This is a genomic window from Dolichospermum sp. DET69 (genome assembly GCA_017355425.1).
Classification (GTDB): Bacteria; Cyanobacteriota; Cyanobacteriia; order Cyanobacteriales; family Nostocaceae; genus Dolichospermum.
Map to the genome: position 1 here is coordinate 16,980 of CP070234.1, position 21,432 is coordinate 38,411.

The 21,432-nt window shown below is 37.6% G+C and carries 14 protein-coding genes and 1 pseudogene; 10 read left to right on the plus strand and 5 right to left on the minus strand.

Translation table 11 applies throughout. The features are described 5' to 3' along the window. Positions 1–34: 34 nt before the first annotated feature. The 3 genes from EZY12_26825 to EZY12_26835 form a co-directional block, all read right to left on the minus strand. A complete protein-coding gene (locus tag EZY12_26825) occupies positions 35–1,849 on the minus strand; it encodes a bifunctional 3'-5' exonuclease/DNA polymerase (GenBank protein ID QSX70963.1) in 1,815 nt (604 codons plus the stop codon). A 206-nt stretch (positions 1,850–2,055) separates the two neighbouring features. Next, positions 2,056–2,745 (minus strand): hypothetical protein, encoded by a 690-nt coding sequence (locus EZY12_26830; GenBank protein QSX70964.1) that lies wholly within the window; start codon positions 2,743–2,745, stop codon positions 2,056–2,058. A gap of 173 nt (positions 2,746–2,918) precedes the next feature. Then, entirely contained in the window at positions 2,919–3,614 is a 696-nt protein-coding gene (locus EZY12_26835) for a hypothetical protein (protein QSX70965.1), read from the minus strand. A gap of 128 nt (positions 3,615–3,742) precedes the next feature. Between EZY12_26835 and EZY12_26840 the strand changes: the two genes are divergently transcribed. From EZY12_26840 to EZY12_26850, 3 genes are all read left to right on the plus strand, one after another. After that, on the plus strand, positions 3,743–4,108 hold the full coding sequence (locus EZY12_26840; protein ID QSX70966.1) for a hypothetical protein: 366 nt from the start codon (positions 3,743–3,745) through the stop codon (positions 4,106–4,108). A gap of 189 nt (positions 4,109–4,297) precedes the next feature. Next, positions 4,298–6,202 carry a M23 family peptidase gene (locus EZY12_26845; GenBank protein QSX71018.1) on the plus strand — a complete coding sequence of 635 codons (1,905 nt, stop codon included), beginning with the start codon at positions 4,298–4,300 and terminating at the stop codon, positions 6,200–6,202. A 171-nt stretch (positions 6,203–6,373) separates the two neighbouring features. Next, complete coding sequence (locus tag EZY12_26850; protein ID QSX70967.1) at positions 6,374–7,102, plus strand: hypothetical protein; 729 nt, start codon at positions 6,374–6,376, stop codon at positions 7,100–7,102. A 122-nt stretch (positions 7,103–7,224) separates the two neighbouring features. Here EZY12_26850 and EZY12_26855 read toward each other — a convergent pair whose 3' ends face one another. After that, entirely contained in the window at positions 7,225–8,322 is a 1,098-nt protein-coding gene (locus EZY12_26855) for a hypothetical protein (GenBank protein QSX70968.1), read from the minus strand. Positions 8,323–8,705: 383 nt separating this feature from the next. Here EZY12_26855 and EZY12_26860 point away from each other — a divergent pair, with 383 nt between their 5' ends. From EZY12_26860 to EZY12_26875, 4 genes are all read left to right on the plus strand, one after another. Next, positions 8,706–9,014: a hypothetical protein gene (locus EZY12_26860; GenBank protein ID QSX70969.1), complete on the plus strand. Its 309-nt coding sequence runs from the start codon at positions 8,706–8,708 to the stop codon at positions 9,012–9,014. Continuing rightward, on the plus strand, positions 9,011–9,394 hold the full coding sequence (locus tag EZY12_26865; GenBank protein ID QSX70970.1) for a type II toxin-antitoxin system VapC family toxin: 384 nt from the start codon (positions 9,011–9,013) through the stop codon (positions 9,392–9,394). Before EZY12_26860 ends, EZY12_26865 begins: the two co-directional genes overlap by 4 nt. A 310-nt stretch (positions 9,395–9,704) precedes the next feature. Beyond that, positions 9,705–11,585, plus strand: a complete 1,881-nt coding sequence (locus tag EZY12_26870; GenBank protein QSX70971.1) for a type IV secretory system conjugative DNA transfer family protein — start codon at positions 9,705–9,707, stop codon at positions 11,583–11,585. Positions 11,586–11,755: 170 nt separating this feature from the next. Continuing rightward, complete coding sequence (locus EZY12_26875) at positions 11,756–13,480, plus strand: ankyrin repeat domain-containing protein (GenBank protein QSX71019.1); 1,725 nt, start codon at positions 11,756–11,758, stop codon at positions 13,478–13,480. A 101-nt stretch (positions 13,481–13,581) separates the two neighbouring features. Here EZY12_26875 and EZY12_26880 read toward each other — a convergent pair. Further along, positions 13,582–13,674, minus strand: a pseudogene (locus EZY12_26880) (XisI protein). Positions 13,675–13,735: 61 nt separating this feature from the next. Between EZY12_26880 and EZY12_26885 the strand changes: the two are divergent. Genes EZY12_26885 through EZY12_26895 form a run of 3 tightly spaced genes read left to right on the plus strand, consistent with a single transcriptional unit; the run spans position 13,736 to position 21,220 of the window. Then, on the plus strand, positions 13,736–15,898 hold the full coding sequence (locus EZY12_26885; GenBank protein ID QSX70972.1) for a right-handed parallel beta-helix repeat-containing protein: 2,163 nt from the start codon (positions 13,736–13,738) through the stop codon (positions 15,896–15,898). Positions 15,899–15,902: 4 nt separating this feature from the next. After that, on the plus strand, positions 15,903–19,079 hold the full coding sequence (locus tag EZY12_26890; protein QSX70973.1) for a type 2 lantipeptide synthetase LanM family protein: 3,177 nt from the start codon (positions 15,903–15,905) through the stop codon (positions 19,077–19,079). Next, on the plus strand, positions 19,076–21,220 hold the full coding sequence (locus EZY12_26895) for a peptidase domain-containing ABC transporter (protein ID QSX70974.1): 2,145 nt from the start codon (positions 19,076–19,078) through the stop codon (positions 21,218–21,220). Before EZY12_26890 ends, EZY12_26895 begins: the two co-directional genes overlap by 4 nt. Positions 21,221–21,432: the final 212 nt, after the last annotated feature.

Below are 21,432 nucleotides of genomic sequence, written 5' to 3' on the forward strand. Positions count from 1 at the left end.
GAGCATCAAGACAATTCTTGTCTAAGTCCCGTAGTTACCAGCTATCACCTACCGTAATATCTACTACCACAGGCACAGGGTTGAGAAACTTAAGAGCCGCAGCAACCATACATCTGTGTAACATCCGGCTCACTCGCTCAACCTCATTCTCTGGACATTCCAGGACAATTTCATCATGGACAACGCAGATCAACTTTGCATGAGTCCTAGTTAACGGCTTAATCAGCTTCACCATCGCCAACTTATTAATATCTGCATTTAACCCCTGCACAGGATGATTGAGCATTTCTGCTAATCTGGGTTTATCTGCCCATCTCCGTCTTCTCCCTGCTAAAGTCCGACTTTCTTTAACACCCCGCAAATATGCCTGCTTAATCGTTTCGTGCCACTTAGTGACACCAGAATAAGCATCAAAAAACCTGGTTCTAAAAGCCTTTGCCTGATCCAGTGTCATTGTCACACCATACTTAGTTTCAGCATAAATGCGAAGTTTAGCAGCCCCCATACCGTAAATCAGTCCAAAATTAATCGCTTTAGCCAGTCTGCGGTCTTCTTCACTAACCTCCGTGATCCGCTTACCAGTTACCAAAGCTGCCGTGAGTTTGTGCAAATCAGCACCTTGACGGTAGGCTTGGCGCATCTTAGCATCACCACTCAGACGCGCGACAATTCTTAACTCGATTTGCGAATAATCTGCTGCTAAAATTTGGTAGCCAGGTGCAGCAATAAAGCAATTTCTAGCTGCCGCATGACGGGGAATGGTTTGTAATGGTGGGTGACGACAGGAAAATCTTCCAGACCTTGCGCCTAGTTGATAGTAATTGGGGTGAATTCTCCCAGTTTTGGGGTGAATGTGTTTAGGTAAACTATCAGTAAAAGTAGCAGTAATTTTGGCAAGGTGGCGATAGTCTAAAAGAGCCTTAATAATAGGATATTGATTAACCAAAGGCACTAAATCTTTTTGGTTAGTTGATTGTATGGCAATACCCAGAGCCTGGAGAGCAGCTAATACTTGTGGGGGTGAATTAGGATTAACAGTATCCGTTAATTCTGGTAACAGTGATAGTTGAGATTTACCAGCAAGACGCAGTTGTTTTAACTGTTGAAGTGCAGTTATTTTATCAGCTTCTAACTTTGCACCCAGCGTTTGCCATTTGGACAAGTCAAATAACATTCCATTGAGTTCCATTTGGGCGACAACAGGTAGACAATGAAATTCCAGTTGGGCAATTTTTAGCAATTTCGCCTGTGTTAATTTCTTGACTAAAATCGGGTAAAGGTCAAGTAAAATAGCAGCATCTGTAGCAGCATATTGCAATTGTTCTGGAGTTAGTTGTTGATGCCAATTGCTAGTTTGTAAGCTTTTATCTAGTTGTATACGCAACAGTTTACGAGCTACATTTTCTAAAGATGCACTGGTTTTAATTCCCGCATTCACAACTTGGTAAGCAAGTTGAGTATCGAAGAAATATCCAGAAGGTTGAAGTCCAGCTTGGGTGAGAAATTGCCATTCAAATTTGGCATTATGAGCGATTTTCACAGCAGAATTGCAGAAGAGTTTTTTGAGTAGTAAACGATAAATTCCAGTGCGAGTGCTTCTGGTGCAGTGTAGCCGATTATTTTCGGTATTGTGTTCTGCGCTATCGCGCACAGATATAGCTGGTAAATCAATTAGTACAACTGGGTAATTGGGTGCAGCTATTTGAATTAATCTAATTGTGTCAGTTAAAGGGTCGAGTCCTGTTGTTTCACAATCTAAGGCTAAAATTTCTGCATGAAACAAAGGTTTGATAATGCTTTTAAGAGTGGGAGTATCTTTGACTAAAATGTATTCTGGGGAGTAATTCATAGTGATGATAATTTGGCTTTTTAGCCATAAGTATTAGTCGGTATTGTTTGATAAGAATAATTAAATTAATGCGTAATTAAGTTTTGCAATGGGGATTTAGAACACGATACAAAACTTGTTGCCTTTAGAAGCAGGGGAATTCAACCTCCAAACTTTGTTAAAGAGAGGTTTATATGTAATATCCCTCTCCTTATAACTTGATTCAATTAACTAATTTGACGCTGACGTTTACTTGTTTGGACAACCTGATGATGCTGGATATGGTGTTGAGAATTATTAATGGCAATAGCAGCTAATTCTTGAATAATTGGTTTGACAATTTCTGGGGCAATTTCTAAGCGATTTTTAATCTGTGCTTGTAACCAAGCTAAAGGAACGCTTTTACCATTGACTGTTTGTTTGATAATTAAGTCAGACTTGGGTTTTGAAACTTTTTTAATGGCACTGGCAATTTTTCTAGCTGTGCGTAAATCAATTTTGTCTATGTTAATAGTAACTGAATTATTAAGTTCAAGTTCTGGTTGTAATGAAGTGCTATCATTTGATTGATTACCATTGTCATTTTCAACATTGAGAGAACTATTTGAAGCATGATAATAGATAGCTGATTTATTGTCATTTTCAGAATTGGGATAACTATTAACAACAGAATTATAGTTAGCAGATGGATGACAATTTTCTTGTTCAACATTAAGATTGCTATTTGTGGTATCAATAGGTTCAATATTTGATTGTTCAGATGTTTTGTGAGTGATACAATATTCGACGTTAAGAGCGACTTGATGCCATAAATGCACTAATCCCACTATGAAATCAACAAGCATGACAATGGTAGAGAATGCTGTAATTACCAGGATGAGATAATTTAAACTTTCTTGAACTGATTGAATATTCATGGTAACTAAATTGAGATTTGATTATCAAAAACAACGAAGCAATAGCTTCCATTTCACTTGCTTTCAATCATTCAATCAACACGATTCAATGAAACTTAGAACATAACAATGGTTAGAGTAAATGTATCCTCAGTCTTGAACTTCTAGTTTAAAACTGAGGATTTTTGGTAACTTTAAAACAAGTCCATTTGTACAGATGAATTGGAGGAAGATTCAGGAGGAGGAGTATTTTCAATTGAGTCTATCTTAGACTTGTCATTAACACGACGTTTCCCCCATCCTTCTTGTGCTGCGTGTTTAACTATGCTGCGGCGAATTGACTGACTAATATCGTGAAAATCATTCTTTACCTGCTGAAAATGAATGATGGATTTATTGCTAGTATCGTTCGTATTACCATCAATAAATTCATAAAAACTCTGGCAATCTTTTGGTAATTTATTGTATTTAGTTAAAACTTCATTGCCTACCCAAAGATAAAGGTCAGCGTAATCTCGATGCAAAGGTGCTTCGTAACTTGCAGGCATCATGTAAGTGAGAACTTCTGTAGCTGTGGCATATTCACCAACTTGATTTTGTTCATACTCATTGCAAATTAGTTCTAACCTGTCTTGAATACAAGCAAACTTCAGCCATTGAGGAATTGTATCACCCCAAGAATTGCCGTAAATCACTAATGGACCTGCTAGATAGCGAATATGGTGTACAGAAAATTCGGCTATTTCTAATAAAGTTGCTAACAATTCTTTAGGGGTATTTAAACTAGCGAGAATTTGCAGCATTTTCAATGTGTTGTCTGACAGTTTAGCATTTTTACGATTATTGATTTCTGCTATGACTTCGGGTGGAATCAAGTTGATTTGTGCCATTTGTCTTCTCGATATGAGCGCATCACCCAAAATAGCCAATAGGCTAATACATAATTAGCCAATCGGTTAGTGCCGTTAATCAATCAATTTTTTATGCTGGTATTGGTATTGTTTTTCAGGTCATACCAATGAATCAAGAACCCGCATTAAATCAAAATGCTGAGGATGAAAATAATCGTCAGGTTAAATCTGCCAAGGGTTATCAGTCGCATGGTTATAGTCTTGAGGAATCAAATTTTGATGATGATAATAATCGTCAGGTTAAGTCTGCCAACGGTTATCAATCGCCGGGTGATGAGGATAATATTAATCCTTGGGAAACAGACAGATTTGAAGATGGTTATCAAGAAAATGTTTTTGAAATTAACTTGGGTGATACACCCTATACCGAATCAGCAGCTAATCCCAATCCAAAATTACCAGGATATGGCTCTGGTTTAGGTTACAAGTCTAAGAAAAGTCAACAGTCAACATCCCCAGAATTAGAGTTGTAAATCGTCAGGATTCAGGAATGCGATTTATAAATCATATTTTCTCTAATACGTACACCCAAAAGTCAAACAAATCCAGTCTTGATTTAAGAAAATACTTGATTGATTGGGGTGTAGTTATCGTGTTGCCGTGGTGGTTACCATCCTCACAGGAAAACTTGAATTATGAACAATTCAAAAAGATGGATATTTGTGCTAATTGTCATCAGTTTTATTATCTACAGTGTCACTGTTCAGGCTGCAAACAGCATATTTAATAATGGCAATCTGCCTACTCGAATTGTAGAAGTTACTAATGCTCAATCTCGATTACCTGCAACTAAACTTTTGTTGCCAGACTGGAAGCAAATTTCTCTGAGTCAACTACCAGGTATCAGTCAATCTGGGGCAATTGATGGCAGTCTCTATAGCCAAACATTAGGTTATGATTTGAGTCGGACTTGGACTGTGGGCATGACTCCTGATGTATATTTGAAGTTAGGAGATATCAGTGAGGCATTGCAAGCAGAAAAGTTTGCTTTGCAAGCTATTAGAGAGATAACATCTACTGATTTAAACAATATTGCATTAAGTGAATTTTCTTTGATTAAAGAACAAACATTGAGTCATTTAGCTAAAGTTGTTCCTCAATTAGCTCAAACAGCAGTCAAAGATATTCAATCTATTGCTGCTTTACTGAAAACTAAAGGAATTCAACCAGCAAATTTAACTTTATCTCAGGTATTGACACAATACGAAGTTGGGAACATCAAGCTGGGAGAAATTGATTTGTCCAAGTTTTCGCTGACTTCAATTCCTAATTTAGAAGCAGTACCAATTCAAGATTTGACAAATTGGATGAATAGTTTTGTCAAAAATATTCCAGGACTGGGACAAGTACCTTTAGGATTAATGCCTAATCCTATCAGTGAAATTGGTAGTTTAGTCATGCGAATTGATGCGGTTTATGGAATAGCAGAAAATCGCCGTAACAATCCAATTTCTGGCTCAGATGTGCAAGGCTTTTCTGTACCCTGTACTCAAAAAGATTGTGCTTATTTAGAACTAGATAATTTGGAAAATGTAGGTGCAAGCGATCGCAGTTCACTTGAAGGTAAGCAATGGATTTCCGGTAAATACCAGGAGGTTGAGGGAGGTTCGGGGATACTCAAAGCGGTTAACAATGGACGAGAACCAACAGGACGTTTACCCTTTGGTAAAGCTTTTAAAGTTGTGGTCATGGAAACAGATGAAACCACTGATACAGTAGATACGGCTTTATACTTTCGTTTCTGCGCTTGGAAGATGGGTTGTACACCTTATTTTATCGGTCCAATTCCTTTTTTCAGCTATCAGGTGAATGCTTTGATGTTTGTAGGCAATGTGGACGGTGGAAATGAGCAAAGTGTTAATACCACTTCTACACCTACGGGTGCAAATAAAGAGGTGAGAAGTAATCTCAATCAAAATAGCACAACAAGTCAAATTAATCCTTGCAGATTTACCAGTAGTAATCGTTCAATTATCAGTCAATCTTTTTACGGTGTTAATTTGCCATTACTAGGAAACGCCATTGCCGAAATTGAAAGTGCTGGTAGTGGAGATTATCAAGCTGTTGGTGTGCATACCTGCGCTGATGGGGGTTTAAATTGTGGTCGAGGACTGGGAAGGTATCAATTCATGAGTTACAATCCCTATGCAGTGCGGTTAATTGCTGCCAAGTCTGGAGGAGAAGAGTTTCTTGAGCGAGTTAAACAAGGTTATCAACCTACTGAAGCTGAATTATTTGAGTTTTTTCCTCTTGCGGATCAGGATAGGGCATTTATGGCTGATATTGCCAATAAAATTCAAGTAACTCAAACGGAAATAGACCCAATTACAGGACAATTATTCACTGGTGAACGGCTGATTGAACGAGTAGCTCAAAAGCATTTTGGTGGTGATAATAGCAAAGTTGATGCTAGTAGTTCTGATGTTTTTGGTCGTCTCAGTCTGAAAGATTATGGACAAACTGCTTTAGCTTTTTATGGCAATAATAACAGCGATAACGGAACTTTGACCTGCACTTCTAATTTCACTTCTAGATATATTAGTAATGCTCAAAATACTGCTAATTAGAGGTAGTAAATATCGGTTAGTATATCGCATTTAATTGAAAGTGAATAGGGAACGATTAACAAATAAATGTCCTAGCTATTGTAGCTATTTTTACAACAAATCAATCTACTATATTCGTCTTTTTTCACGCTTTTAAAAGTTGCAAGTTCTACATTTACAACCGTGGTTTTTATGACTAATTTATCTACAACCTCTATATCTTATGAGCCAGAAACAAAGGAAACACTTGATATTGATTTGCATTCAAAAATACAATTTGAGCAAGCAGCAGTAGGAGCGGGAGTTTCTTCTTTATCAGCCTCTCTTACTCAATCTCACTCACTAGAAACAACAGCATATCAATTACCAGAACCTTCTATGAGAATACGTTATGGAGTGTATTGGTTTCGTGTTGGCTTGAGTATCTTTGTGCTACTTTCTATGCTTTTCAGTTTAGGAGGATGTAGTTTAAATGCTACAACTGTGAATTGGAATAAAGCTGTTGATGTTGTTTCTACTCCTGTTTTAGAACAAGTGATTAGAGACAATACAAATTTGAATCCTAAAGCATCTGCTGAAAATATACTGATTTGGAATGTGTCAGAAAAAGATGGTAAGCTGACACTTTTCAACTTTAATACTCCAGATGTTTGTGGTGCTTTAGGTTGTTTATATGCTGGTTATTGGCTCAGAAATGACAAACCAATTACTCAGGTATTCTTGAGTTATTTAAATCCCACATTACCACCAGGAAAGCAATTATTCGTAGTAGGAGAAAACCGCAATCAGTCTTTACCTTGTATTAAAGTATTGCAAACTGAAAAACAGCAATTACGGCAATTGAATTTCTGTTTTAATGGTAATCGTTATCAAGTTGCAGATAGTCAACTTTTGGCTACTATCAATAAATCAGTTAAGTAACAGTTCTTGTTATTCAATAACCGTAAAGAAAAATAATGTCTAGCTTTTTCAGTGAGAAACCTGCCATAGTTTTTGACTACGGCAGATTTTATGTTCAACCCAGGTAATTTAATAGCACTCAACTATTCGTCATCATCTTGTTCATCATCATCTTCAAATTCAAAATCATCATCGTCTAAATCAGGGTCTAAATCGTCATTTTCATCATCGTCATCTTCAATTACTTGAATTTTCCGAGGTGGTTTAGTTGTTGGTTTGGATTTACGGACAGCTTGAGTTTTACTCTTGTTCTTATTTTTGTTTGGTGGTAAAACTTCCACCTCTACAGATACCGATTCTCCTGGTAAAGCAGGTAGAGATTGTGGTTCATTGAAACCAGCGATAGCATCATGTTGTTGCCAAATTAAAGCTTTAGCTGCGGGTTTACCTAAATACAGTTGGGGAAAGTTTTCAACTGTGGGTTTAGTATAGGCTACAGTTTTGCAACAGTTGTGTTTATTCTTACCTTCACCTTCTTTAATTGCTCTAAACTCAACTTCCAGCACCCCTAAACTTCGCCATTTATCACTTTTACCACTAAATGGTACTTGGAAATAATCAGCAAAGGTTTTCTCTAATGAACGGTAAAACTCTTCACGGACTGATTTAAAACTCCAGAGAGCTACATTCTTGAATCGGACAACAACAGGAGTAGTATGTAATGCTTGATTCTTGTCATCCAGAAACATAATTGCGTGTTCAGAACAGACATCCATTGTTCTTTTATCAAGACTTTGTTTATAATCATCATAAAGTCCAAATAACGAACCACCGACATCTTCAACATCTGATTTATAGCGGATATATTCTGGTGCAAAACCTAAAACCAGTAACCGACCTTCAGTAATTAATAGTCCGGTAACATCTTCAGTTAAAGTGACAGTAGTTAAATCGTCTTCTTCAGGCATTTCCAGCCAACCAGCTTTTTCTAACTGGTCTTCTGGAATTAATAGTCCAGCAGGTTTATCATTAACGACGATACCATAGGGAAGAAGCGGTTTACGGACTTGGTTATAGTTATCATTCAAGAGTTCTGGGTCTATTTCAAATTCTTCTCCTTCAAAGTCATCATCATCAATTTCAGTTGCTCTGGCTTTGGTAGTTTTAGGTTTAGTAGCAGCAGTTTTGGGAGGAGATTGATGGGGGTGTTTAGAGTTGTTTGTAACTTTTGATTTAACCATTGGACTGCATAAATATGATTGTCCAAAGTCTGAGGCGTTAGCCTCTAAATTTAGTTAGTAACTTTGCTTGAATGTAGTGTTGTGATTTCAAGTTTGAGATTGCCGCAACGGCAAGGTGACGGTTGAAAAGGTGGCAATGTTATGGTTGAAATCATAATATTTTAAAAATTGGAAAAGGTATAATTGTCATTTTGTATCCTTTACGGGAGTATTAGCCATGTGGAGCAAAGTGGAACACTACGCTGTGCTACTCTAAGCAAGCTACAGCATGACTTTTCAAATACCCTTTTAGAATTGCGTTCTCAGCCAGCGGCTACAAAAGGAGATTATTAAACCAGATTGCTATATAATATTTATAGTGAGTAGGACGGACAGAAATAACAATGTCAGAAAAAACTTTCGATATTGCTTACTTATCAGATAATTTACTTGATTTATTATCAGATATCCAAAATCATGTGGAAATTACGCTAACTCGTCAGGGAGTTCCTTGGGCAAAAGTTTTGCCTCTATCTCAAGCAGAACCTACAGTTGAAAAAGCAGGTTTAAATCATAGTTCCATAGTGATGAGTAATGAAGGTACTTTAGAACCAAGGGTTGCAGGTTTTTGGCAAGGACAGGTTAAGATTTCTGATGATTTTGATGACACTTCAGAAGAAGTGATTGCTGCTTTTTATGGAGAAGAACAATGAGTTTTCTGCTAGATACTCATATCCTGTTATGGTTTTTAGAAAATGATTCTAAGCTGTCAAATCAGGTACGAGAAGTAATTACTAATCGTGAGAATTTAATTTTTGTTAGTGCTATTAGTGCTTGGGAAATTTCTATTAAACAGTCTTTAGGAAAGTTAATAGCTCCTAGTAATTTAGAGGAAGCTTTACGCTTTAGTAATTTAGAGATTTTAGGGATGACGTTGGCACATGGAATAAAGGTTGCTGACTTACCAATGTATCATAAAGATCCTTTTGATAGAATGTTAATTGCTCAGGCTTTGGTAGAAGGGCTAACTATAATTACGGTAGATCAAAAGTTTAAATTTTATGATGTCCCGTTGTTAATAACTGAATCATAAATTAGTTGTGCAAAATAGATTATCTATATTCAACCTCTCCCATAATTGTTTCTGTGGTATGGTAGGCGGTTTTGGTTTTTATGTATTTTTGTTGTTCTTTGCGATAGCTACTCTCTCTTGTTTACGTTCTTTACGGGATGCGGAGCGTGTTGTAGATATCCATCTTGTAAAGTATAAATATCTGTTTATCGTGCAGAAAATTAGGTGAGATGTGGAGCTTTTATTGGAGTTAGTAAAAAATATCCAAAAGGTCAATTCCCTAACTTTACCTTGATCACTAAAATTGCTGGTAAACCCATATACAACTGCCATGAACCTTTACCAGCAAAACTTACCAAACCACCATTTCACTACTCAAACAGCACTAATTAGCTTACCAACTTACCAACCAACACTAGCCAATATTGACTTCGGTAAATTCTTTCAACAGTACAACAACCCCCAAGGTTGGACAATGATGGCTGGACTGTTGGTAGTTTTAATACTACTGCAAATCAGTGGTACGGGTAAAGGCAAAATCACCACTGGTAAAGTCTGCGGTGTCAGCGAAAAACTAGCAGCCACTAACCTGGCATTTAAGCAAATCAAAGAACACAAACACAATAAAGTTACCCTCTGGTCTGGTACACCCCGTTACTGGACAAAAGGGAAGTGGCGGGGGTTAATGGCTAACCTGCAAACCATGCTAGGTGCAGCACCTACAGTTTGGTTTCCTCATGCCGAACGGGGAACACTGGTAATAGGTGCGCCGGGTTCTGGGAAAACTTACTCAACCATTGACCGGATGCTAGAAAGTGCCATGCAGCAAGGGTTTCCAATTTTACTCTACGACAAAAAAGGCGACCAAATGCGACTGCACGCCCCTCTAGCAGCACGTTATGGCTATAAAGTGCGAGTATTTGCCCCTGGTGAAGCTTTTAGTGGTGTCATCAATCCCTTGGATTTTATGCGGGATGCACGGGATGGGGTAATGGCTGGGGAAATTGGTCAAGTCATTAACCGCAATGCTGCTAGTGGGGGTAAGAGTGACGAGTTCTTTGCTAAAGCTGGGGATTTGTTAGCAAAAGCATTATTACAGTTAGTCAAGGGTTCACCCTACCCAGATATGGCCATGCTGTATGCGGTGTTGCGGTTGCCAAAATTGGTACAACGTCTTGATCATGCGGTCCAGTCCAAACGGTTGGATGAATGGGTAGCCACCTCGTTTATCCAATTTTTGAGTGCTAAGGACGCAGAAAAGACTATTTCCGGGATTTTGACGACAGCGGCAGGGACTTTCTCATCTTTTATTCAAGCTGATTTGTTACGGGCCTTCATCGGTCAATCGGATATTCCCACTCAGCTATCAGGTAGAGAAATGGTGGTGTTCAAGCTAGATGATGAACGTCGTAGTGTGGTTGGTCCTTTACTAGCAGCAGCAATGCACTTAATGATTGTCGGTAATTTGAGCCGTCCCCGTAAAGACCCGTTGATTATTTCTTTGGATGAATTACCATCAATTAAGTTAGACCGACTGCCTCAGTGGATTAATGAATATCGTTCTAATGGTGCTTGTTTTATTTTAGGTATCCAAAGTTTAGAGCAGCTTTACGATATTTATGGCGATAAAATGGGAAGTGCCATTGCTTCGGCTTGCAGTACCCATGTTTTATTTAATCCTGGTAACTATAAAACGGCGGAAGATTACTCAAAACGTTACGGTGAGAAGGAAGTGCTGATTAAAAATCGGACCACTGGGCGAACTCTTGGTGGACAAATGAGCCGTTCAATTAGCTGGAGTGAGAATTTACAAAAGATGCCTGTTATCAGTGCCGATGAAATTCTCAAGTTTCCCCAAGGTAAATGTGTAATTACCAGTCCTGGTTACAGTTCCGGGGGACAAGCTTCTATTCCCTATCCTTTAATTATTCCTGTGTCGAAAACAGATGAAAAACGAGCTAAGGAAAGTGAGGGTCTGTGGGACACACAAGTTAGACTGGCTTTAGAAAGTCAGGTGACAATTCCTGATATTAAAATGCTCACACAGGCATTGTATGACCGCATTGAGGAAGCAGGACGGATGTTGCCATTACCAGAGGAAGATGTGGCCACAGTCCAGGAACAAGAGGAACAGGGGTCTGGTAATCATCAAGAACCTGATGTTTTGGAGAATTTTCCAGCACGAGTTTATCAAACTCCAGGATTGCAATGATAAGAATTTGGCAACTTTTAAAGGGCTAAAATATAGGCTAGAATGTTATTTCTATAATCCTCTATTTAGGCAAAACCACAAATCCTGTTACTGGAGGTAATATCTACGCATGATTCATACTTAAATTTAGCAACAACCATAATTTTAGATTAGCAGTTTACAAAAGAAGAATTATGCAAATTCATATTTATGCACAGCAAGGAAACATTGCGGGAGTCGGATATGAAATAGCCAAGGGTGTGGATATTGACTGTATAGACGAAAACGAATACTCCCAGCAAACACCATTAATGTATGCAGTTAGTAGCACCAATGCAGGTATTGATATGATTCATTTCCTCTTGGAACATGGTGCAAATGTGAATGCTATTGCAGAACAATCTGACTATACTGTACTTGGGTTGGTTGTACAATCGGGTAATTTAGAAAAAATCCAATTAATTTTAGATGCTGGCGCGAATATTCACTATCAAACACCTCAAGAATATGATGTTTTAATTGATGCTATGCACGGTCGAGATATTTTGCTAGACCAAAACTTGCTCTCTATTTTAGATTTACTAATTTCTAAAGGTGCTGCTGTCAATGGCATGAGTAGCTATGGTGAAACGGCAATTAAAGTAGCTGCTCGTATTGGTAGATTTGATGCTGTTCAATTACTATTAAATGCAGGTGCTAATTCAGACCAATTGCAATGGACAGAATTAATGCAAGCTGTTGTTTTTGGTAGATTAGAAGAAGTAAAATTATTACTGGAACAAGGAGCAGATCAAGATGTGTATGATTGTTGGTATAGAACTCCTTGGTTGTTGAGTATTCAAGCAGGTGAACTAGCCAAAGCCAAATTACTTCTAGCTACGGGAGCAAATTCCAGCTATGAGGGAAACTGTGGTAAAACGCCGTTGATGTATGCTATAGAAAACAATCAGCCGGAAATATTACAGTGGTTAATTGCAGAGGGATTTGATATTGAAGCCACTGATGATTTTAGTAATACTGCTTTATTAATTGCAGCCGAGTGTGGTGCAACCGATTGTGTAAAAATTCTCTTGGAAGCTGGCGTAAACCCTAGCAGAATTAATGATTGCAATGATAACGCTATTAAGATAGCTAATAATCTGGAAATTGTCAAAATGTTGGTTGCGGCTAGTGAAGATTTGAACGATATTAACGATGATATGCGGCGTGTTTTCACTGGCATTACCAACAGCAAATTTTCGCTATCCCAATTATCGACACAACAATATTTTGCTGGTAAACATTCACGTTTTGGTACAGCTAATCCAGAATTAATGGATATTTCTTTTTGGCAAGCTATGATTTGTGAAGGTTGTGCTGCTTATACAGCAAAAAATATTTTTAATGATACAGAAAATTGGCAAGATCCAGCATGGTGTTATCAGCGATTTGGCAGAACTATTACACAATTACCAGATGGCAGAATTGTAGAAATAGCTGGTGAACATGAAGATTACTATGACCCTGATTTTTGTATATATAATGATGTTGTAGTTTATCAAGGTGATGGTAATTTTCATATTTTTGGTTATCCCCAAGATGTATTTCCGCCAACTGATTTTCATTCTGCTACATTAGTGGGAGAATATATATATATCATTGGTAATTTAGGATATCTTGGTACAAGAATCTATAATGAAACTCCAGTTTATAGATTACATATCCACACATTTGCCATAGAAAAAGTAGAAACAACTGGGGATAAACCAGGATGGATAAGTCGTCACAAAGCTTACTACCAAGAACCAGATAAAATTTATATTACTGGCGGTAAATTGTATGTAATTGGTAATGATAAATCAGAAGATTATATAGATAACTCCGTTGATTACATCTTAGATTTAATTAGCTTAAATTGGAGTCGTGCTATTGTGTAAATATACAACAAAAACCAGAAAAATAATAACGTAATTTCTGGACATTGCTTGGCAGCCATTAGAACAGCAAAAATGGCTGAATGCTTATTGACAGGTTAATTTTAAGCAACACCATATTTGGTATAAGGACGTTTATACGGGGGATGCAGCCCTAAAACAATATCTGAAGCTGGAACTCCTCTTTCCACTAACTTTGCTAACAGTGCATACTCTGCTATTCTGTAATAGTAATAATCATTCTCATATTTTAAGATTGTGAAAAAGAGGCTGAAAATCTGTGTTTACAGCACTTTGCTACTATTTGGGGGGTTACTAAAACCAGCAGTAGCCAATGACACTGCAACAATAAGTCCTCGGTTCGGGGTAAGTTACACTACGGAAGGTGCGGGTTATAATTCCTTTGGTAGCTTTGAGGGCTTTGTTCCGTTATTCCAGACTTCAGGTAGTAATCTGACTTTTCTCGAAGGAAAGTTGCTTTGGGATACGGAATCTACCTTGGGTGGTAATGTGGTGTTGGGATATCGCACTTATAACCGTCAAAGTAAGAGAGTATTAGGCGGTTATGTTTCCTATGATATCCGCGATACTGGTAAGAGTTCTTTTAATCAGTTGGGAACAGGGTTAGAAAGTCTCGGTAAAATTTGGGATTTTCGCGCTAACGCTTATGTTCCCATTGGTGATACCCAGAATCAAGTTAGTAGCAATTTCCTTGGTACAAGCCAATTTGGGCAAAACTCACTGTTACTGGATAGGGTGCGTCTGTTTGAGTCGGCTATGACTGGGTTTGATATGGAAGCTGGTGGTAAATTAGTAGCATTAGGTAGCGGTGACTTACGTGGTTATGGGGGATTGTACTACTATGCTGGTGAAGGTAGCGATGGTGTTATCGGTATTAAAGGCAGGTTAGTGGCGCGACCAAGTGATAATTTTGGCTTGAGTTTATCAGTACAAAATGATAGTTTATTTGATACTAGAGTCGTTTTATCGGTAGCGGCTAATTTTCCCGCCAGTCGTCCCCGTAATGTGAACAGCAACGATAGTTTGGCACGTATTGGTGAATCAGTTGAGCGTCAAGCAGCTATTACTGTAAATCAGCGTCAGCAAATTGATACAGTCGCTGCTATTAACCCCGATACTAGTAATCCCTATCGTTTTTTGCAGGTGAATTTAGGTGAAGGAACGGGGAACGGAACAGTTGAAAGTCCTTTTGGTACAGTTGCAAATGCGTTAGCTGTGGCTCAAACCAATGATATTATTTATGTGCAATCTGGGAAAAATCCCGGAATTCCTGGGTTTACAATTCCTAACGGTGTATCAGTCTTATCAAATAGCCCAGTACAAATATTGAATACTGCACAGGTATCAGCAGTACAGTTACCGTTATCTGGAACTGGGATTTTACCGCAGGTGACAGAAACTATTACTTTAGGAAATAATAATACTATATCTGGTTTTGCGATCGCTCTCAATAACGCTACCAGTAATTCTGCCATCACGGGAACAAACATTTCTAACCCTACGATTAGAGATAATACAATTACCAGCTTGGGTGGTTCGGGTATTCAGCTAAATAATGTGAGTGGAAAAGCGATTATTGCCAACAACAACTTAATCAATTCTTTGAATAGTGGTCTGACTATTGATAATCGGACAGGTTTAGTTGAACTGCTAATTAACAATAACCAAATTAGCAATAATTCACGTTTTGGTATTAATATTGGTTTGACGGGTGATACAGTAATTTCTACTGCTAATATAACCAATAACGTCATTGAAAATAATGGTAGTCAAGGTCTTCGTATTGCTACTGCATTAACAGCAACAACTCCAATACAATTCATTCCTCATACTGGCAAAATTCAACAACTAAATATTTCTGGAAATACTGTTAATAGTAATAATAGAGATGGTATAGCTATTGTTGGAAATAGTGATATTGATAATCTGACTATTGCCAATAATAAAATTACCAATAATGCCAGGAGAGGATTGACTATTCCCACCGGTGAAAATGCCAAAATCAATATTTTCATGGAAGGGAATACATTGACTGGTAATGCTATTGATGGAATCGCCTTTCTTCCCGGAATTAATTCTCAAGTATTTGTTAATGCTAAGTTCAATACAATAACTGGCAATATTGAGACCGATTTTAATGCCGAAGTAGAAGGAAATGCTAACCTAATTCTACAACTTAGCGATAATAAAATTGGCATCTTTAATACAGCAATAGATGAAGAAGGAAAAGCTTGTTTAAGGTTAAATAATAATCAGATTGAAGCCTTAAATTTGAGTAACGATAATGCACCGGATTCCACACTACAAGTTGAAAATACATTACCGGGAAATAATACTATTGGGACGATTTCTCAAAATAATATCACTACCGTATCTTCTGGGGCTTGCAGCTTACCATAAAGTCATGAATCAACAAAACATAGCCTGGTATCAAGCCCTAAGATTGACAGAAAGAATTACATCTATAGATGATTCAAAACCACTTAATCCAGCTTTAGCTGAACGAAAATTAAAACTTTGGAAATCACAAACTCCCTTTAACGACGAATTATCCTTTCAGCAACGTTTAGAAATTGATGGTATCACAGAAGAAGAATTTAGCTACCTCTTGGGTGAAAGCGTGGAAAATATTGCTAAACGCATTCCCGTTCCTCCGAATTGGTTAATAGAAATTGAAGCAGCTTTTTCTCGTTCTAATCCACCAGAAATTAAAATAACTCCACCAGCAGAATTACACAAAGATGAAAAATCTGGAGCTTTTTTGTATGGGATAGAACCAATAATTAGCGAAGGTGTCGAACGTCTAAGTCAGGGAATCAAAAAAATTGCCAATACCCAATCTAATTTACTTTTTGATATCTCCACAATTGAAACCATATTTTTGGTTAATTTGCCTAGTAATTTATTAGTAATGTTAACTCGAACAATGGTGCTGGAGTTTAATATTGCCTGTTTACAAAATCGGGTATCAGGAAATAATACTGAAGAAAAGTTTATCAGTTTTCTAGAAAGTCTCCAAACTAGAGATATTCAACTTAATTTATTGCAAGAATACCCAGTCTTAGCTAGGCAATTAGTAATATATATTCAGCAATGGGTAGAAGTTAGTTTAGAGTTTATCCAGCGACTCTGTGCTGATTGGCAAGAAATTTGTTCAACATTTAGCCCAGGAAAAGAACCCGGTGCATTAGTAGAAATAAATAGCAATGCAGGTGATTCTCATCGTGGTGGACGTTCTGTCATAATTGCTAAATTTAGTTCTGGTTTGCAAATAGTTTATAAACCCAGATCCTTAGCGATAGATAAACATTTTCAACAGCTACTAACATGGATTAATCAACGAGGAAAACTCCCAGAATTTCAGACGCTACAAGTTATCGAACGTGGTAGTTATGGTTGGATAGAATTTGTGCAGGTTCAAAGTTGCCATTCAGTGGTAGAAGTTGAGCATTTTTATCAACGGTTGGGAGGATATTTAGCCCTACTTTATACCCTAGACGCGACAGATTTTCATCATGAAAATTTGATTGCTACTGGTGAACAACCAATTTTGATTGATCTTGAATCACTTTTTCATCCACGCATTATCAGTGATTTCCAAGCATCCCTGCTGACAGAAATGATGATGAGTGAATCAGTTCTTAGGGTAGGATTATTACCTAGAAAAATATGGGCAAATAGTAAATCTAGAGGAGTAGATTTAAGTGGTATTGGTGGCGCGAAAGGGCAAATTATGCCTCATTATATTCCTCAGCTACAGGGAGTAGGCTCAGATAAAGTGCAAATTATTCGTAAACAAATAGAGTCACAAGAAACTCAAAATCGTCCACAGCTAAATCAAGCTGAAGTGAATGTTTTAGAATATCAAGATGCAATTATTCAGGGTTTTACTAATGTCTATGAATTACTCTTGAACTCTAGAGAAGAGTTGTTAGCGAAATCAGGAATTCTGACCTGTTTTGAATCTGATGAAATTCGGGTTATTTTACGTCCGACTCAGACTTATTCATTGTTGCTACAAGAGAGTTTTCATCCTCATGTTTTAGGTAATGCTTTAGAACGCGATCGCTTATTTGATAAACTTTGGATAGATGTGCAAAATCGCCCTTTTTTAGTGAAAGTCATTACTTCTGAACAGGGTGATTTGTGGCAAGGAGATATCCCTATATTCACCACCTATCCTAATTCTTGTGATGTTTGGAATAGTCAGAATCAAAGATTGAGAAATTTTCTGCCTGAACCAAGTATTTCTCAAGTTCGGCGGCGATTTCAGCAGTTAAACTCAGAGGATTTAAAACGGCAAATCTGGTTTATCCGCGCTTCCTTGGGTGCATTAGCGGTAGACGCTGGAGGAGAAGGATGGGTAAGCTACCGTTTATCAACATCCTCAATCTTTCCCTCTTCCGAAGAATTACTTAAATTTGCTTGTGCTGTCGGCGATCAATTGGAATTACTAGCATTACATCACAATGAAGCAGCGAGTTGGATTGGTTTATCATTTGTTGATGGAACTCACTGGGCTATTACTCCTTTAGGTTTGGATCTCTATGATGGAGTTTCGGGAATTGCCCTATTTCTCGCTTATTTGGGAGAAATTAGCCAAGAAAACCGCTATACAGTATTAGCTGAAGCGGCACTAACAACGATGATCACACAAATTCAAACTAGCAAATTATCTACTTCTTGTATTGGTGGTTTTACTGGGTGGGGTGGAGTTATTTATACTCTCACTCATTTGGGCGTTTTATGGCAAAAGCCAGAATTGTTAAATATGGCTGGGACATTAGTAGAAAAGTTACCAGCACTGATTTGCCAAGATCAAAATTTTGACATCATCGCAGGTGCGGCAGGTTGTATTGCGAGTCTGCTAAATTTGTATAAATATTTGCCTAATGAGGAAATTCTGAAGGTAGCAATTAAATGTGGCGATCGCTTAATAGAAACAGCAGAACCTCAAGAGAAAGGCATTCGTTGGATTTCCCCCTTCGCAGGAACAAAACCTCTGACAGGATTTGCTCATGGGGCTGCGGGCATAGCCTGGGCTTTATTGGAATTAGCCGCCGTTTCTGAAATGGAGCGCTTTCACGAAATAGCCATCGCTGCTATTACTTACGAACAACACGCAAATAATGTACTTCTGAACACAAATAATTATCTCTGCACATGGTGTCAAAGCACACCAGGAATTGGGTTGGCACGGTTAGATTCCTTAACAAAGGGTAGACTTATCCACATCAATCAAGCAGAAATACTGACTGAAATTCATACTGCACTAAAGACCACCCTCACGGAAGGATTTGGACTCAACCACAGTATATGTCATGGCGACTTAGGTAATATAGAATTATTGCTACAAGCCAGTCAAACCATAGCCCCTGAATACGCCTCTGAGGTAAAACATCTAACAGCCAGCATTCTCCACAGTATCACTCAACATGGTTGGCTTTGTGGAACACCACTAGGCGTAGAAACTCCTAGTTTAATGACAGGTATTGCAGGCATTGGCTATGGCTTACTGCGACTAGCTGCACCTGAACGCGTACCTTCAGTATTATTACTTGCACCTCCTATAAAATCATGAAATACCAAGTTGTTTTGCAACATAATCAAGAAGATTGTGGTTCAGCTTGTTTAGCTTCTATTGCCAAATATTACGGGCGGATTTTTTCCCTAAATCGCACCCGCGAAGCCACCGGAAACGGACAACTAGGAACTACATTACTCAATCTTAAACAAGGATCTCAACAATTAGGCTTCAATGCGCGGGGAGTCAAAGTTTCAATTGAATTAGTTGATCAGAAAATCATCCCCTTACCAGGAATAATTCATTGGTTGGGTAATCATTGGGTTGTTCTTTACGGAAAAAAAGGTTCTAAATATGTAATTGCTGATCCTGCTTCAGGTATTCGTTACTTATCAAAAGTAGAACTACTTGCCAGTTGGACAAATGGCGGAATGTTGTTATTAGAACCACGTCCTAATTTTCATTTGACACCTGATGATCGAAATAAAATTGGTGGACTTTGGAAATTTTTTGGCCGATTTTGGAATTACCGGAATATTCTTTTAGAAGCATTATTACTAAATTTTGCAGTTGCTGTACTTTCTTTGAGTGCGCCATTTTTAATTCAAATTCTCACTGATGATGTGTTAGTAAGAAATGATCGACAACTTCTTTCAAGTGTAGCAATTGCTATTTTGTTAATGAACCTAATTAGTAGTAGTCTTAAATTTGTGCAGTCGAACTTAATCGCCCATTTTGCTCAACGGCTAGAATTAGACTTAACCTTAGAATTTGGAAGACAGATTTTAAATTTACCTCTCGCGTACTATGAAGTTCACCGCAGTGGTGAAATTACCAGCCGGTTACGAGATATTCAAGAAATTAATCGCTTAATTTATATTATTGGTTTTAGTCTTCCTGGACAAATATTTATCGGAGCAGTTTCTTTATTATTTATATTTATATACAGTCCAAATATATTGATAATTCCCATAATTATAGCTCTGATTATGAGCTTATCAACATTTATTTTTCAGCCTCAAATTCAACAAAGTATCCGCAATTTATTAGCATTAAGTAGCGAAAATCAAGGTTTACTCATAGAAAGTTTTAAAGGAGCGCTAATCATGAAAAGCATGAATGCAGTTCCTCACTTTTGGGAAGAATTTCAAAGCCAATTTGGACGAATAGCTAACCTCAGCTTTCGGACTACTCAAATTGCAATTATTAATAACACTTTTTCTGGATTAGCTTTTAATGCTGGTGGAATTATAATTTTATGGTTTGGTAGTACATTAGTGATGGATAAAGCATTAAGTATTGGACAATTGTTAGCAATAAATAGCCTTAGTGCTAATTTTCTTGATTTAATCAATACCATACTGAATTTTGTTCCCCAAATTACTCGGACTCAAGCTGCTACTGAGCGATTAATGGAAGTTATTGAATCTACTCCCGAAACTTCAGTCGAAAGCCGCCTAGAAACTGTTACAATTTCCGCGAATGCTGATATTATTTTTAGTAATTTAAACTTTCATCATCCTGGTAGAATTGAATTACTCAAAGATATTAATTTGATCATTCCTGGTGGTAAAATTATTGCCATAATTGGGAAGTCAGGCTGTGGTAAAAGTACATTAGCTAAACTAATTGCCAGTTTATATCAGCCGAAATCAGGTAATATTCGGATTGGTCAATATAATCTACAAGACATTTCTCTGAATTGCCTAAGAGAACAAGTAATATTAGTTCCCCAAGATGCTCATTTTTGGAGTCGCTCAATTATTGAAAATCTGCGTTTAGGTTATTCTCAAACTACATTTGAGCAGGTTATCACAGCTTGTCAGATAGCTAATGCTGATGAATTTATAAGTAAATTACCAAATAAATATCAAACTATTATTGGCGAATTTGGTGCAAATCTTTCGGGAGGACAAAGACAAAGATTAGGAATTGCTAGAGGCATAATTACAGATCCACCTATTCTGATTTTAGATGAATCTACAGCCGGACTAGATCCACTTAGTGAGGTGCAAGTGCTTAATCAATTATTATCTCACCGTCAAGGAAAAACCACTATTCTCATCAGTCACCGTCCTCAAGTAATTAAACACGCTGATTGGATTATCTCACTTGAGGAGGGACGGGTAAAACTTCAAGGAACACCAAAAGATTTACTTTCTCAATCTGGAGAACATCTCAATTTTTTAGTTTTTTAAAAAGATGTTTTCTCGTTCCCATACAGAGTATTTCTCATTTCTCATTCCCATACTCTGTATGGGAATGAATTATAAAAGGCTCTGCCTTCAATAATAGTAGAGGCAGAGCTTCTGTAATAGCATTCCCAGCCAGAGACTGGGAACGAGGTATGGTAAAAGTTTAAGCTGAATTTGACACCAATGGTTTTTTGCTTTACCACTACATATTTCTC

Excerpts from the sequence above, each read along its gene's own strand:
- EZY12_26895 (QSX70974.1), top strand. The coding sequence starts at position 19,076 with ATGAAATACCAAGTTGTTTTGCAACATAATCAAGAAGATTGTGGTTCA.
- EZY12_26830 (QSX70964.1), bottom strand. The coding sequence starts at position 2,745 with ATGAATATTCAATCAGTTCAAGAAAGTTTAAATTATCTCATCCTGGTA.
- EZY12_26870 (QSX70971.1), top strand. The coding sequence starts at position 9,705 with ATGAACCTTTACCAGCAAAACTTACCAAACCACCATTTCACTACTCAA.
- EZY12_26865 (QSX70970.1), top strand. The coding sequence starts at position 9,011 with ATGAGTTTTCTGCTAGATACTCATATCCTGTTATGGTTTTTAGAAAAT.
- EZY12_26825 (QSX70963.1), bottom strand. The coding sequence starts at position 1,849 with ATGAATTACTCCCCAGAATACATTTTAGTCAAAGATACTCCCACTCTT.
- EZY12_26840 (QSX70966.1), top strand. The coding sequence starts at position 3,743 with ATGAATCAAGAACCCGCATTAAATCAAAATGCTGAGGATGAAAATAAT.
- EZY12_26860 (QSX70969.1), top strand. The coding sequence starts at position 8,706 with ATGTCAGAAAAAACTTTCGATATTGCTTACTTATCAGATAATTTACTT.
- EZY12_26855 (QSX70968.1), bottom strand. The coding sequence starts at position 8,322 with ATGGTTAAATCAAAAGTTACAAACAACTCTAAACACCCCCATCAATCT.
- EZY12_26890 (QSX70973.1), top strand. The coding sequence starts at position 15,903 with ATGAATCAACAAAACATAGCCTGGTATCAAGCCCTAAGATTGACAGAA.
- EZY12_26835 (QSX70965.1), bottom strand. The coding sequence starts at position 3,614 with ATGGCACAAATCAACTTGATTCCACCCGAAGTCATAGCAGAAATCAAT.
- EZY12_26850 (QSX70967.1), top strand. The coding sequence starts at position 6,374 with ATGACTAATTTATCTACAACCTCTATATCTTATGAGCCAGAAACAAAG.